Source organism: Pseudomonas sp. 22082, assembly GCF_052046055.1.
In the GTDB taxonomy this organism is placed as follows: Bacteria; Pseudomonadota; Gammaproteobacteria; order Pseudomonadales; family Pseudomonadaceae; genus Aquipseudomonas; species Aquipseudomonas pharyngis.
Genome location: NZ_JBQEQB010000025.1, coordinates 53,471 through 68,241 on the forward strand (window position 1 = coordinate 53,471; position 14,771 = coordinate 68,241).

General features: G+C 61.2%; 13 protein-coding genes. 7 read left to right on the forward strand and 6 right to left on the reverse strand.

Translation table 11 applies throughout. From position 1 onward, the window contains the following. Window positions 1–27: 27 nt before the first annotated feature. On the reverse strand, window positions 28–1,755 hold the full coding sequence (locus tag ACTJK9_RS24760; protein ID WP_440816919.1) for a C13 family peptidase: 1,728 nt from the start codon (window positions 1,753–1,755) through the stop codon (window positions 28–30). 110 nt (window positions 1,756–1,865) lie between these two features. Beyond that, window positions 1,866–2,321, reverse strand: coding sequence for a MaoC family dehydratase (locus ACTJK9_RS24765; RefSeq protein ID WP_064599685.1), 456 nt, complete (start codon window positions 2,319–2,321; stop codon window positions 1,866–1,868). A 193-nt stretch (window positions 2,322–2,514) separates the two neighbouring features. Between ACTJK9_RS24765 and ACTJK9_RS24770 the strand changes: the two genes are divergently transcribed. Genes ACTJK9_RS24770 through ACTJK9_RS24780 form a run of 3 tightly spaced genes read left to right on the forward strand, consistent with a single transcriptional unit; the run spans window position 2,515 to window position 4,194 of the window. Beyond that, window positions 2,515–2,877, forward strand: a complete 363-nt coding sequence (locus ACTJK9_RS24770) for a CidA/LrgA family protein (protein ID WP_085612544.1) — start codon at window positions 2,515–2,517, stop codon at window positions 2,875–2,877. Continuing rightward, window positions 2,877–3,593, forward strand: a complete 717-nt coding sequence (locus ACTJK9_RS24775; RefSeq protein WP_007958637.1) for an LrgB family protein — start codon at window positions 2,877–2,879, stop codon at window positions 3,591–3,593. Before ACTJK9_RS24770 ends, ACTJK9_RS24775 begins: the two co-directional genes overlap by 1 nt. A 10-nt stretch (window positions 3,594–3,603) precedes the next feature. Next, window positions 3,604–4,194, forward strand: coding sequence for an LON peptidase substrate-binding domain-containing protein (locus ACTJK9_RS24780; RefSeq protein WP_064599681.1), 591 nt, complete (start codon window positions 3,604–3,606; stop codon window positions 4,192–4,194). A gap of 11 nt (window positions 4,195–4,205) precedes the next feature. Here the strand turns inward: ACTJK9_RS24780 and ACTJK9_RS24785 are convergent, their stop codons facing one another. The 4 genes from ACTJK9_RS24785 to ACTJK9_RS24800 all read right to left on the reverse strand — a co-directional run bounded on the left by ACTJK9_RS24785 (window position 4,206) and on the right by ACTJK9_RS24800 (window position 11,578). Further along, window positions 4,206–5,669 carry a hypothetical protein gene (locus ACTJK9_RS24785; RefSeq protein WP_440816922.1) on the reverse strand — a complete coding sequence of 488 codons (1,464 nt, stop codon included), beginning with the start codon at window positions 5,667–5,669 and terminating at the stop codon, window positions 4,206–4,208. Window positions 5,670–5,916: 247 nt separating this feature from the next. Beyond that, window positions 5,917–9,363, reverse strand: a complete 3,447-nt coding sequence (locus ACTJK9_RS24790) for a calcium-binding protein (protein ID WP_440816925.1) — start codon at window positions 9,361–9,363, stop codon at window positions 5,917–5,919. Between the two features lie 148 nt (window positions 9,364–9,511). Beyond that, complete coding sequence (locus ACTJK9_RS24795) at window positions 9,512–10,828, reverse strand: bifunctional DedA family/phosphatase PAP2 family protein (RefSeq protein WP_085612547.1); 1,317 nt, start codon at window positions 10,826–10,828, stop codon at window positions 9,512–9,514. 54 nt (window positions 10,829–10,882) lie between these two features. Continuing rightward, window positions 10,883–11,578, reverse strand: coding sequence for a DNA-3-methyladenine glycosylase (locus ACTJK9_RS24800; protein ID WP_085612655.1), 696 nt, complete (start codon window positions 11,576–11,578; stop codon window positions 10,883–10,885). 177 nt (window positions 11,579–11,755) lie between these two features. Between ACTJK9_RS24800 and ACTJK9_RS24805 the strand changes: the two genes are divergently transcribed. The 4 genes from ACTJK9_RS24805 to rlmH all read left to right on the forward strand — a co-directional run bounded on the left by ACTJK9_RS24805 (window position 11,756) and on the right by rlmH (window position 14,762). Next, a complete protein-coding gene (locus tag ACTJK9_RS24805; protein ID WP_440816929.1) occupies window positions 11,756–13,027 on the forward strand; it encodes a glutamate-5-semialdehyde dehydrogenase in 1,272 nt (423 codons plus the stop codon). After that, a complete protein-coding gene (gene nadD, locus ACTJK9_RS24810) occupies window positions 12,996–13,718 on the forward strand; it encodes a nicotinate-nucleotide adenylyltransferase (RefSeq protein ID WP_440816931.1) in 723 nt (240 codons plus the stop codon). Before ACTJK9_RS24805 ends, nadD begins: the two co-directional genes overlap by 32 nt. 72 nt (window positions 13,719–13,790) lie before the next feature. Beyond that, the gene (gene rsfS / locus ACTJK9_RS24815) at window positions 13,791–14,285 is read left to right on the forward strand and encodes a ribosome silencing factor (RefSeq protein WP_064382180.1); all 495 of its coding nucleotides are present in this window, start codon (window positions 13,791–13,793) and stop codon (window positions 14,283–14,285) included. A gap of 9 nt (window positions 14,286–14,294) precedes the next feature. Further along, window positions 14,295–14,762, forward strand: a complete 468-nt coding sequence (gene rlmH / locus ACTJK9_RS24820; RefSeq protein WP_009051038.1) for a 23S rRNA (pseudouridine(1915)-N(3))-methyltransferase RlmH — start codon at window positions 14,295–14,297, stop codon at window positions 14,760–14,762. Window positions 14,763–14,771: the final 9 nt, after the last annotated feature.

Genomic DNA, 14,771 nt, shown 5'->3' on the forward strand with positions numbered 1-14,771 from the left:
AGTGTCTCTCCCTTGATACTGTTCAGCTTAGTTGCTGTTTGTCGCTCCGTCGTTCAACGCAGCACTTTGCAATGCTTTTCTCGCTTGTTGTTTACGCAGTAGTTGCCAGTGCGCCAGCACGGTTTTCGGCGCCCAGATCTGCGGTTCAGAGGCTTCGAAATTGTCCGCCAGTTCGCGCTCGGCAACGGTAGCCTTGGCCAGTTTGAAGGCTTGCTCCAGGTCGTCGGTCTGGTTCAGTGCCTGGGCAAACAGGGCATCGCCGAAGTAGGTGAAGTTGGCCTCCTCGGAGCAACCGAACGACACGCGGTCGGCGCGTGAGGCGGTCATGATCAGCGTGCGTTCGTCCTTCAGCGCCGGTATGAAACCGCCGGAATAGCACGAGGAGATGACGATGATCTTGTCGCGGTTCTTCAGCGGTGCGAGCACGGCGGCGAGTTCGTCGGCGGGCAGGTCGGCCAGTTCCATTCGCGGCTGATCGAGCACCAGCTCGTGCTCGGCGGTGCCATGGCTGGTCAGATAGATGAAGACCAGATCTTCCGGGCCGCTGCGTTCGGCCAGGGTTTGAGCGGCGCGCCGCAGATTTTCGCGGGTGGCCATCGGCCGGTCGCCGAGGTGGTCGCGGTGGTTGACCAGGCGAATCTGGCCAAAGGCACCGAAACGGCTGGTGAGCATGTTCGCGACGTAATCGGATTCGCGCAGGAACACGCTCTGTTTGCCGTCGCCGCCGAGGGTCAGGGTGTACAGCTCCACTGCCGGGGTTGAGGCCGGTACGTTGGCCAGCGCCTCGTCGAGCAGACGACCCTGGGCCAACAGGCCGAGTTCGAGGGTGTCCGGCAGCAATTTGCCGTCGGCATCGCGCACCCGCTGGCCGTTGATCCAGGTGCCGCTGAGCACGCTGCCATCGGTGAGCACCAGGGTGCCGCGTCCGGAATAACTGTCGCTGTCGAATCCGCCGACGTAGAAACTGCCATCGGACAGGTTCAGGCGGCCCTGACCGCTGAAGCGCCAGTCATTGAAATAACCGATGTAATGGCTGCCGTCGGCGCCGATCAATTCACCCTTGCCGGTCAGCGCGCCTTCCTTGAACTGCCCGAGCCAGACGTCGCCATCGGCGTTCTCGTAGCGGCCCTTGCCGTGCAGTTGATTGTTCTTGAAACCACCGACGTAGATATCGCCATCTGCGCTGTTGAAGGTGCCGTTGCCTTCGAGCTGGCCGTTGACGAAATGGCCGGTGAACTGATTGCCGCTGGCATCGCCGCGCTGGCCTTCGCCATTGGGTTTGCCGTGGGCGAACTGGCCCTGATAGGAGCTGCCGTCGTCCAGCTCCAGGCGACCGAGCCCGGAGTACTGGTCGGCCTTGAATTCGCCGCGATAGGTCATCGCGTTTTCCTTGAGGGTGCCTTCGCCGTCGCGTCGGCCCAGCTTGAAACCGCCTGTGTAGCTGCCGGCGGCGGTGGTCAACGTGCCCTGACCGTCGAACAGCCCTTGCTGGAAGTTGCCGCGATAGACCTCGCCATTGCTGCCGTGCCATTCGCCCTGGCCATGCCATTGCCCCTTGTCGAACGCCCCGGCGTACCAGCTGCCGTTGGGGTAGTCGACCCGGCCCTGGCCTTGCAGCAAGCCATCGACCAGTTCACCGCGATAGCGGCCGCCGTCGGGCAGGCGCGCATCCGGCGGCAACAGCGATTCGCCGTCGCCACACGCGGCCAGCAACAGGGTCAAGGCAAGGGGAGCAAGAGGGGCGAATGAGCGCATAGCGGGATCCGGGCAATTAGGCGACCGAGTATGCCGCAGCTATGTGACCTTATACAGCCGGCAGGGAGGAGCGGATGCGAAACAGCGTGAGCCGCTTCGCATCCAAGCGCTTAAACGAAGCAGAGCGACAGTGGTTCGGCGATGTAGGCCGGTTTGTCCGAGCCTTCGATCTCCAGGGTGGCGGTGGCCTTGAGCAGCCACTGGCCAGGTTTTTTCTCGGTCACTTCACCCAGATCGACCTTGAGCCGGACTTTGGAGTCGACCTTGACCGGCTGGATGAAGCGCACGCTGTCCAGGCCGTAGTTGACCACCATCTTCACGCCTTGCGGCAGAACCAGAATGTCTTCCATCAGTTTGGGGATCAGCGACAGCGACAGGAATCCGTGGGCGATGGTGCTGCCAAATGGCGTTTGCGCGGCTTTGACCGGATCGACGTGGATGAACTGATAATCCCCGGTGGCTTCGGCGAACAGGTTGATGCGCTCCTGATCGATGGTGAGCCATTCGGAACGTCCGAGTTCCTTGCCGACATAATCTTTGAGCTCTGCAACTGGAACATAGGGCATTGAGACTCTCCTTGGGTTCATCGGTTTTATAGTTTTTCAGGTGGGGGATTTGACCGCCCTGCGAACCACTGTAGATCATCATGGCGATTTGCTCAGGTCAACCGACCATGCTTTTGGCGAATGCCGATCCATAGCGCAGGCGTGCTTATAATGCCCGGCCCGTGCTTGGCGGGATGTCGGACGGAGATGACGGATGTTGCTACGCGGCCTGACCATGCTGGTGCTGTTTCAATTGCTCGGCACGGCCCTCAATCATTTGCTGTTGCCGGTGCTGCCGGGGCCGATCATCGGCCTTTTGCTGTTGCTGGTGTTCCTGATCGTGCGCGGTGAAGTCGGCGAGCCGCTGAACCTCGCCGCCGGCAGCCTGTTGCGTTATCTGCCATTGCTGCTGGTGCCGCCGGCGGTGGGTGTGATGGTCTACGCCACGGCGATTGCCGCGGATTTCTGGGCCATCGTCGGTGCGCTGGTGGTCTCGCTGATTCTGTCGATGGCCTTCGCCGGCGTGCTGATGCAACGGCTGGTCAAGCGTCACGCGCCGCCTTCGGAGGAATCCTGATGCTGTTCGACTGGCAAGGTGCCTGGGCTTCGGTGATTCACCACCCACTCTTTGGCATCGGGATCACCCTGGGGGCTTATCAACTGGTGCTGGCGGCGTTCGAGAAAACCCGCTGGATCTTCCTGCAACCGGTGCTGGTCTCGATGCTGTTGGTGATCGGCGTGCTGGTCGGCTGCGGCCTGACTTACGCCGAGTACCGCAAGAGCACCGAGATCCTCAGTATTCTGCTGGGTCCGGCGACCGTTGCGCTGGCCGTGCCGCTGTATTTGAATCTGCGGCGCATCCGCCAATTGTTCTGGCCGATTTTTACTACGCTGGTGATAGGCGGCGTGGTCGCCACGGGGATGGGCGTGGCACTGGGCTGGTGGTTCGGGGCCGATCACATGATTCTGATGACCATGGCGCCCAAGTCGGTGACCTCGCCGATTGCCATGCTGGTGGCCGAGCAGATCGGCGGTGTCGCGGCACTGGCGGCGGTATTCGTGTTGATCACCGGAGTCATCGGCGCGATCTTCGGCCCGGCGCTGCTGACCCGCCTCGGCGTGCACAGCCCCGAGGCGCGTGGCATGGCGCTGGGCATGACGGCGCATGCGGTCGGCACGTCGGTGGCGTTGCAGGAAAGCGATGAGTGCGGCGCCTTCGCGGCGCTGGCGATGAGTCTGATGGGCGTGGCCACGGCGGTGTTCCTGCCGTTGGCGGTGTCGATGGTGGTGTAAGGAAATGTCTATGAGTCTGCCGCTTTTTCCGCTGAACACGGTGCTGTTTCCCGGCTGCAATCTGGATCTGCAGATCTTCGAGGCGCGCTATCTGGACATGATCGGCCGCTGCATGAAACAGGGCGGCGGCTTTGGCGTGGTATGCATCCTCGAAGGCCACGAAGTCGGAGTGGCGCCCGAAGGATTTGCGATGGTCGGGTGCGAAGCGCGGATCACCGATTTCCAGCAACAGGACAACGGCCTGCTGGGAATTCGTGTGCAGGGCGGGCGGCGCTTTCATGTTCTGCGCACCGAGGTGCAGCGCGATCAGCTGATCGTCGCGGAGGTCGAGTGGCTGGATGAAGAGCCCGAGCAGCCTCTGCAGGACGAAGACGCTGATCTGGTGGCGCTGCTCAAGGCCCTGGCCGAGCATCCGATGGTCGAAGCGCTGAACATGGGTATCGAAGCGGCGGGGCAGCAGGCGCTGGCGAACCAGTTGGCCTACCTGCTGCCGTTTGCCGAGGAAGACAAGATCGACCTGTTGCAACTCGACGATCCGCAGCAACGCCTGGATGCGATCCAGGCGTTGCTCGACGAGTTGCAGGGTGAACTGTTCGCCTAGGACCGCCTCGGTCACTCAGGCCAGACGATATCGTTGGCGAACCACTTCTTGCCCTTGTCCAGATACACAATGGGGTTGCCTGCTGCCGCCGCATCGTCGATCAACGTGTCATAGACAGACTGGTTGCGGTCGCCGTTGTGCGTTGCGTCCTCTATACGGCTTCGATCGTAATAGGGCGTCAGCTCGGCGATATCGTCGACCTTTGCCGCACGGGTGCGAGTTGAGTCGAGCAACCAGATGCGTTCCGAGGGAATGCCCCTTCTTGAGGCGGAAATCAAGGCTTCGTTTTCGTCTTCCGGGAACCACGCGCCGCGATCTCTGGCGCTCCCATTCAACAAGATGTTCTCTTCACGCAAAACCACTTCCATGTTCCGAGTATCGATGATGTATTCGAAGATGAAGCTTTGGTCGTGTCGGATCGTTTCGTAGTTTCGCTCGGAGTCCAGCTCGACATCGGAGGTCTCGGACCATTCGTTGTCGGACTTTCCGGAGTCATTGTCGGACTCACCGGGTTTTTTCCCGGGGTATTGGTTCTTCTGATTGTTGTAACGCAGGTATTCCGGATCCGGCTCGGCCCTGCCGTGGCCCGCGTACTCGTGAACCAGTTCCAGGCCGACCGTAGCGCTGATCGGCTTTTCGCTCGTTGCGCCCCGTTTGTGGTGCATGCGTGGCAGCATCCGGCGATCGTTGTACAGCTCGAACGGTGTGCGCTCATCGGCCCTGAACAGGCCGGGGATGTCGGTCCGGTACAGGCAGCCGCTGCCATTACGCAGGTACCCCAGCTTTGCGAGGAATCCGTCGAGGAATTCGCGGCTGACGCTTTCGCTGAAATCTTCATGATCGCCCAGATGACTGAGCAGTAACTTGCCGTTTCTCAGTGGCAGGAGCAGGGGCTCTATTTCCTGATGCAGTGCGTCGTAGCGTGCAGGGTCGTCCGCGTTCAGTGACCGGCTCTTGTGCTGTGCGACCCATTCCGGAAGCGCTGACGGATGGGCGATGAGGTCGTCGCGCAGTCGGACGTGCTGGAGAGGCGACAGGTTGTACGAGCGCAATTCCATGACCCGTTCGCCGTGATTCATCTGCGGATGCAGCAGTGCGAAATGTGTATCCAGCAATTCGGACGTTGCCGCCTTCAATTGTGCGGGCATCGACGTGATTCGAGGGTGTCTGGTGGGCACCGCCGCTTCTGCGGCACGGTTATCTGCATTCGGCCGTTTGAGTGGATTGTCTATATCGGTCTGGCGAGCAGGGCTCCAGGTTGATTCGTCGATGTTTCTGTAGAGCACAGGTCCCGGTGCGAGCTTTTTGTACAGATCCATCGCCCGATAGGCATTCAGGTTCGGATCGAACTCCACATACACAGTGCCGCTGTCTTTCACATCAACGAACTTGCGTCCGACGACATAACGCAAGCCTTCTTCATTGGCCGGCTGCATGTTGCGCAGCAAGGCGGGGCTCAACAGGTAGTGGCTCAATACGGGTGTCGATTCCCGGGGCAGCTCAGGCAAATCCGAGACTTCGATTCTCGAAGGGCCGGGTATCGCTGCGGGTGGCAGGTGATGGCCCGGGTTTTGATTGCCTGATATGACCGGATCGGAAATTGAATCATGTGAGTGTGGGGCCTGACCCTGTGGCCGGAGCCGGGGAGGTTGTATCGATGGGTTGGCAGACGTGTCGATCCTGGACGGCGTCGGCGTTGAGGGGGCTTTGGGGCGCATGGTGTCATTCCTTGACGATGGACAGTTGTTCGATCGATATCACCCGGGACGGCTCGCTCTCGAGTCTCCAGATGTTGGTGGCGACGTTGTAAAAAATCCTGCCGGGAGCGGCATCGTGCAAGCGCAGGTTCAGGACCTGCAAGTCACTGCGTTCAAGCTCGTCGCGATGCTGGTGATCCTTTGCGTCCTGAACAAGTGCATCAATTGTCGAGTAGGCCCGAGCATCGGCAGCGCAGAGGCCGATCACCTCGAACAGGGCATTGATCCGGTAACGGTTCCCCGATGAGATCGCCACCTCGATGGTTTCCAGTGGCAGTAGTGGATCATTGCTGTCCGGCAGGTGGACGTGAACGCTGCCGATCCTGATCAGGTCGTTCTTGATGCTGAGGTCGCGCCGGGTGATTTTTTCGGGCAGAAGATGCGTATGAATGAGCCACGTGGAGGAGCCGGAAAGTCTGGCCTCAGCGTCGGCGGTGGACAGGCGGATTGAGAGATTGCTGGCAGGAAAAAGCTCATAGCTTGCCGATCTTCCTTCCAGCCAGTAGGTTGCGTTGTGCTCGGTGGCCAGAAAATCGACCCGTTGCGGCGTGTTCTTCAGGGTGCGCTTGCTGACAGACGGTCTGACGAACAGGTATCGACCTGCCCGCTCGCGTAATGAGGCACGACTTTCAATGACCCGGTAGCCCGGGTTCCTTGCATCCTCCAGATAGGTGTTCCGAGGGCAGTCCAGATGGTAAGAAACGCCATCTCGCATCACCAGGGTCAAGGGATGATTCATTGCCCATCCGGCGGCCATGTTGCCGGCGCCCATGTCGCTCTTTCGGTCCCGGCTCCCGATCACGTTTCCATGTAGCGAGAGCCGGGCTCCCGGAGCGAAGGTCAGGGTGAAATAGACATTGTCGTAATCGAGGAATGTGAACGCCTCAGTCTCCGTGATGCTCACGACATAAGTGGCATTGACGCTGGAAATTTCCTGGCTGTCGAAATCGACGTACACGGTGCTGTGCGAAGGAAGGCCATCTTTCGGGGCGAACAGGGCGGCGCGACGGACCTGGCGGGAAACGAAATAGTGGGAGTGTGCTTGAGCCGAAAGTACGTGCGGATGATCGTTGATCTGCACCGGAGACGCCTTGGGTACGCCTGATGTGGGGATTGTGACGCTGACGGGCAGATCGCCGGACTCCGGAATCTCGGTGGGCCAATCCGGCTGCAAGTGAAAACCGTCCTGGGTAATGAACGCCCATTTGTCGTGATGCAGGATGCGCTTGCCATCGATGGTCTGGTAAGCGTTCTCCAGTATCAGTTCGCGCCTGGGCGACCGGAGGTCATCGTCTCGAAGTGACTCGATCACCAGCGCGTTCTCCCGGACGAACCAGCGCTGGATGGCTTCAAGCGATACGCCCAGATAGACCTTGCTCGGCTCCAGACCGTCTTCGGTGATGGAGATCTTGTGGCACATCGGGTCGAGATAATAGGTATCACTGCCGCGACCGCCATCGACTGTGGCATTCAGACCACGTACGGATATCTGATCGTCCCCGGCACCGGCATCGACGTGATCGTTGCCATTGGCCGCAATGATGTCCGCCTGATCGGAGCCGGTGACCCGATTGGTTGCGCCGGCAAGTGTTTCGACCTTTTCGATGGACTTGAGCGTCGAATGCAGTACCGGTTCAAGTCCCGGGCTCGCGGGGCGCAACGCCAGCCTTCCACGTTTCAGATCGATGTCATAACCGAGGTGGCGGGGTGGGTCTGGAACATGGTCGAGGTGTTTGTGCGTGCCTTGAAGCCACAACAGATCGATTCCGTCGCCCCCCGACAGCTCGCTGACCCTGATCGGATCGTAGGAGAGTGCTTCTGACGCTGTCTGAAACACAAAGGAGTCGTTTCTGTCGCCACCGCTCAGGGTTTTGCGGCCTGTGGTGTAGCTGAAGAAGTTTGGCTTGTCCTTGGCACCCTGCACCGTGTCATGGCCACCGCCCAGATTCCAGAAAACCCCTTTGGCAGGGTCGCTTTTCGTTATGGAGACGACGGAATCCGAATCCGGTAAACCGTCTCGCGTGTCATACGAGTCGTCCGTGTCTTTGGTGAGGGGCAGGTTTTCGATGGTGTAAGGCGTTTCGCCCTTGTCTTCGTCCCATTGGTAACGATAGAGGCGGGTGGGTTGCAGTGTCACCTCGAATCGACCGTTGACAATGACGTCGACGGTTTCCCTGAATTCATTCGCCAGCCAGTGAAGGCTGCGGGTTTTCAGGGCTTTGGTGTAGTCGGCGGTGGTCTTGGCGATCAGGTAGCGATCCATGAGCGCCTTGTCCTGATCCTGTCCGGTGAACGCAAACCAGCCGGCCCGCCAGCGCTCGTTTACCGTCAGCTCGATGTAATCGTCGATGTCGTCGACGGCTCGCACGGCACCATAGATTCTTGCCCCGACAATCATTATCGCGGCGGCGGCAATGCCCAGCGGACCCGCTGCCTGGAACCCTGTCAATGCCGCGCAGCCAAGTGCCAGGGACAATGCGCCGCTGAACACGCTCAGTCCACCCGTCACGTACAGATCCTGAGCTTCCTTGCCCTGAACCTTGGCGGCATCGTTGAAGGACTTGATCGCGATATAGATATCGAAAGGTAGTGTCAGCACGCTGGCGATCAACCCGGCCCCGCGGCATAGCCACTTGCCCATGGAAGTCCTGCCGAATTGTTCGAAGGCCATGGATCCCTGGCGGATCATTTGTTCCCCGCTCTTGCTCAGGGCGTACTCGACGCCCAGAGAGGTGATTTCCGCGACGCCTCCACCAACATTGATCAGCGCTTCACCTGTGTCGCCCTTCTTGAGGGCATCGATAGCACCGATGTAAGCGCTGTAGAGTCCATACGCCTGCATGCCGACACCCATGCTGGTCATTCCGCGGCTTTTGGCCTTGTCGACCCAGTTCGGCAGGTGCTCGGGCAGCGGGTCTCGACGAATGTCGAGGCGTTGGGTGGCGTTCAGTAAATGGTTGATCTTGTTCATGGCATCAGCGAACTCGCCGGTGGGCATCTCGCGCATGAGCGGTGCCGCATCGGGGGAGCGTTGGGTGACGATTTCGTACAGCAGGGGAGGGATCTGCAGGTTTTCGGGCGAGGGTACGGCTCTCATCCGTTGTTCCATTTGAACGGTGTCGAATTCCAGCGCATCGATGAATGCCTGGTCAGGGTCGGCAAAGTAGGTATTGGCCGCCGATAGGGTTTGCCCATCGATTCGGACGCCCAAGGCCTGAAGCGTCTGGCGACTGACACTGAATTCACCGATACGCAACGGGCCGAACAGGTCGTCCAGGTCTGCGAGCCCCGGCTTTTGGCCCGAGGGCGGGGGGCTGTACTGGATGGGGTGATCCGGTTGGGTGGTCAGGTCGGATATTTTGATTGGCGCTGACGGTCGGTCAGCCCGGGGAGGGTGGATCGGTTGATTCATCAAAGTCATTGCTCTTTTCACAAGTCCGTTTGTGGTGCCGCTGCCGGAATGTGGCATGAGGCACGGACTTGTTCATGAGCTTTTGCTTTGCCAAATGTTTGCCGGCGCTCACCGCCCGGGCATGCGCCGGTAGGCGTTGAGCGCGGGCCTAGTAGGCATATCGCAACAAGGTGTGTGGCAAGTGTCGCAATACGAAGAAGCCAAACAGAGCGACCAGGGCCGGCAATACCAGCCACCAGACTTTCTGCTGCATTGCACCCAGAGGTGCATGGCGTTGACTGAGCCACAGGCCCGCTGCGCAGACACAGGCGGCGAGCATGGCGCCGGCCAGGACATCCGTTGGCCAGTGCGCGCCCAGATATACCCGTGACAGGGCAATGGCCAGCGCCGGTATGCAGCCGAGCAACAGCCAGGTGAGGCGTAGCCGTGGCGGCTGCCCGCGTCCGGCCAGCACGGCGAGCGCCAGGAACAGCGCGAACGACCCCGAAGCGTGACCACTGGGCATGCTGTAGCTGGTAAGCGGATCAGTCAGTACTTCCGGGCGCACCCGGGCGAAGAACATTTTGGTGCCGGTGTTGGCCAGGGCCGTGACGAGCAGGGTGCCGCCCACGAATATCGCGTGGCGCCACTGTCGGCACAGCAACAGCAACGCAGTCAGCAGGGCGCTGAACAGCAGCATGTTGCGGAATTCACCGATCAGGGTGAAAACCACCGCGACTTCATCCAGCGCCGGGCGGCGGTGTTCCTGCACCAGGGTCATGACGCCCTGATCGAGGGCGGTCAGGTACGGGTAGCCGATGAACAGGCCGATCAGGATCAACAGGCTCATGCTGCTGATCCAGAGCGTCGCCCGGCGATGACGACGCAAGCTGCTGTTGGCACTCAGGCCGACCATCACCGCGATGCTGCCGGCAACGATCCCGGCCTGCAGCCAGAAGCCTTCCGGCAGTGGCAGCCGAATCGCCGCTCCGGTGGCCCAGCCCGGCAGCAGGTACGCGAGGCTCCAGCCCGCCGCTGCCAGCAGACTCACGGCGGCAAAGCGCGGGAATGGCATGTCGCACATACCCGCGACCATCGGCAGCATCGGTCGCAACGGGCCGATGAAGCGGCCGACCAGCAGGCTGGCAATGCCATAGCGCTGGAAATAGGTTTCCGCGCCGGCCATCCATTCCGGGTGATGGCGCAGGCCTGGCAGACGCCGGATGTTCTGGTGGAAGTGGCGGCCGAGGAAATACGAAATCACATCACCGAGGATCCCGCCAAGGAAACCCAGCAACAGGGTTTCACTCAACGACAGCGCTCCGCTGCCGGCCAGCACCGCCACCGCAAACAGCAATACCGTGCCGGGCACGATCAACCCGGCAATCGCCAGGCATTCCACGCAGGCCACGATGAACACAGCGGCGGCCAGCCACTGCGGATTGGCGGCCAGCCACCCGGTCACGCTATCGAGCCATGGGCCCATACAAACCACTCCATTTCATTGATGTCCCTGAACGGCGAGCCGCAGGGTGTGGGTTCACAGCAGAAAATAATCGCGACCTTCGACCTGACCCCGGCGCAGCGGGTTCCGCGTGCACCACTGGGCATAGGCGGCATCGACGAAGCGATACATCAGGTGTTCGTCGCGGCCATGGGGAATGCCCAGGCGGGTGGTCTGAATCACATGAATTGGCGCAGGGCCGGTGTCTTCCACCAGCAGAATTTCGTGGTCGAAGCGCTTGGCATCCCACACCGGCACTTTCAGTCCCAGCGCCTTGCACAACAAGGTCTGGCCGGCGCAGAGCTTCTGCGTGGGACGCGGGCGGCCCTTAGCATCGGGGTTGTTCAGCAGCATCTGCGCCAGGCTGGCCGGGCCGCTGATCTCGTCGACCCACGGATAGGCCGATTTGATCAGCACCGCATTGCCAGGGCCCTGCGCGCTGAAGTTCAGCGAATCGCCGCCCCGGGCGTAATACATATAGATGTGGCCGCCATCCAGAAACAAAGCCTTACGCTTTTCTGTGTAGCCGAGGGACGCGTGGCTGCCTTTTTCTTCGCAGTAATACGCTTCGGTTTCGATGATCCGGGCGCTGAGCCATAAATCGCCGACCCGATGGCGAATGACTTTGCCGAGCAGATCCTTGGCCAGCGTCTGGGCGTCACGGTCGAAAAAAGCGTCCGCGAGGCCGACGGGCTGGCGCGCGGAGGGGGCGCGAACGGTCAGGTTGGACATGGCAAACACTGGTTATCCAGGCGAAGGAGGTCGTGATGATAACAATTCGCGGCTTAATCCCGGCTGAACGTCGGCAAATCGCCGTCCATTTCGACCATCCGCCCGTCACCGCTGTTAGTCCCGGGACGCGGCAGCTATAATCTGCCGCTTTCCTCTTTGCCAAGACCCCAGCAGACCATGACTGAGTCCGTTCTTGACTACATGACCCGATTGGGTCGCGCCGCCCGCGAAGCCTCCCGCGTCATCGGCCGTGCCAGCACCGCGCAGAAAAACCGCGCCCTGCTGGCCGCCGCCAATGCTCTGGACGCCGCCCGCGCCGAGCTTGCGGCAGCCAATGAACAGGATCTGGCCGCCGGTCGCGCCAACGGTCTGGAGCCGGCACTGCTGGAACGTCTGGAACTGACCCCGGCACGCATCGACGGCATGATCGTCGGCCTGCGTCAGGTCGCAGCGCTGCCGGATCCGGTCGGTGCAATCCGCGACATGAGCTTCCGTCCGTCGGGCATTCAGGTCGGCAAGATGCGTGTCCCGCTGGGCGTGATCGGGATCATCTACGAATCCCGTCCCAACGTGACCATCGATGCCGCGAGCCTGTGCCTGAAGTCCGGCAACGCGACGATCCTGCGCGGCGGTTCCGAAGCGATTCATTCCAACCGCGCGATTGCCGCCTGCATCCAGCGCGGTCTGGCCGAAGCCGAACTGCCGGCCGCCGTGGTGCAAGTGGTGGAAACCACCGACCGCGCCGCCGTTGGCGCGCTGATCACCATGCCCGAATACGTCGACGTGATCGTACCGCGCGGTGGCCGTGGCCTGATCGAGCGCATCAGCCGTGACGCCCGAGTGCCGGTGATCAAGCACCTGGACGGCATATGCCACGTCTATGTCAGCGAACACGCCGACCTGCCGAAAGCCCAGCGTATTGCCTTCAATGCCAAGACCTATCGCTATGGCATCTGCGGTGCGTTGGAAACGTTGTTGGTCGATCAAAGTGTTGCGAAGGATTTCCTGCCGTCGATGGCGAAGCAGTTCCGCGAAAAAGGCGTCGAACTGCGCGGTTGCGAACGCACCCGGGCGATCATCGAGGCCGTAGCGGCAACCGAGGAAGACTGGAGCACCGAGTACCTGGCGCCGATTCTGTCGATCCGCGTGGTGGATGGCCTGGATCAGGCCATCGAACACATCAACCATTTCGGCTCCCATCACACCGACGCGATCGTCAGCGAAAACCTCGCCGACACCCGCCAGTTCGTGGCTCAGGTCGACTCTGCGTCGGTGATGATCAACACCCCGACCTGCTTCGCCGACGGATTCGAATACGGATTGGGTGCCGAGATCGGCATTTCTACTGATAAGCTGCACGCCCGTGGCCCGGTGGGCCTGGAAGGACTGACCTGCGAGAAGTACATCGTGGTCGGTGATGGCCAGTTGCGCGGCCAGGCGACGGTCTGACTTGTCCGACCTCGACCCGAAAGCGCCGAAACCCGGCAAGAAGTCCCGTCCCCGGCGCATTGGCGTCCTGGGCGGGACGTTCGACCCGGTGCACATCGGCCATTTGCGTGGCGCGCTGGAAGTCGCCGAAGCGCTGGGGCTCGATGAGCTGCGCATGATGCCCAGCGCCCGGCCGCCGCACCGCGATACGCCGCAGGTGTCGGCGCAGGACCGGCTGGCAATGGTTGAATGTGCGGTGGCCGGTGTGCCGCCGCTGGTGGTGGACGCCCGCGAATTGCAGCGGGACAAACCGTCCTGGACCATCGATACCCTGGAGTCGCTGCGTGCCGAAATGGCCGCCGAGACCCAGGTTTTTCTGCTTCTGGGCTGGGACGCATTTTGCGGCCTGCCCACTTGGCACCGCTGGGAAGAGTTGCTCCAGCATTGCCACATCCTGGTGCTACAGCGCCCGGACGCCGACAGCGAACCGCCGGATGCCTTGCGCAACCTGCTGGCAGCGCGTTCGGTGAGCGACCCGCTGGCCCTGAAGGGGCCGAGCGGACAGATTGCATTCGTCTGGCAGACACCGCTCGCGGTTTCCGCCACCCAGATCCGTCAACTGCTGGCCAGCGGTAAGTCGGTACGTTTCCTGGTGCCCGACGCGGTCCTGGCCTACATCGATGCGCACGGTCTGTACCGTGCGTCGAACTGAACAAGGCGTGCTTCACTGATACGAATCCACGTGTCGCCAAGCCGCCGAAAATATGAGCAAAACGAGTTTTATATGACTGACAAAGACCAAACCAAAGTAAAGCGCAAAGGCACATTCAAGAGCGCCCCGCTGCCAGAACCGGTCAACACCAACGAACCGCTGAAGGGCGACGAGCTGGTCAAGGTGGCCGTGGCAGCCCTGGAAGACGTCAAGGCCCAGGACATCCAGATCATTGATGTGCGCGACAAACAGAGCATCACCGACTACATGATCATCGCCACCGGTACCTCCAACCGCCAGATCAACGCGATGCTGGACAAGGTTCGCGAAGAAGTGAAAAAGCAGGGCGCCAGGCCGCTGGGCGAAGAAGGCAAGGGCGACAGCGACTGGGTGCTGCTGGACCTGGACCTGGTGATCGTGCACATGATGACTGCCTCGGCACGTCAGTTCTACGACCTGGAACGCCTGTGGGCCGGTGCCGAGCAGAGCCGTGCGGCGGACGCCAAGCACCACAGCCCGGAAAACACCCACGAGCATTTCACCAAGCTCAACAAAGACCAGCTGTAAGGGATTGCTGTGCGACTGCGACTGATCGCCGTCGGTTCACGCATGCCCAAGTGGGTGGAAGAAGGCTGGCATGAGTATGCCAAGCGTCTTCCGTCCGAGCTGGCGCTGGAACTGGTGGAAATTCCGCTCAATACCCGTGGCAAGAACGCCGACGTGGCCCGCTTCATCCGTCAGGAAGGCGAAGCCATGCTGGCCAAGGTCGGGCAGAACGAGCGGATCGTCACCCTCGAGGTTCATGGCAAGCCGTGGAGCACCGAGCAACTGGCGGTCGAACTCGATCGCTGGCGCCTGGACTCGCGCACGGTCAACTTCATGGTCGGTGGCCCGGAAGGGTTGGCACCGGAAGTCTGTGCCCGCGCGGATCAGCGCTGGTCGTTGTCGCCGCTGACGCTGCCGCACCCGCTGGTGCGCATCCTCATCGGCGAGCAGTTGTATCGTGCCTGGACCGTGCTGTCCGGCCACCCTTACCACAAGTAACCCGCCCTC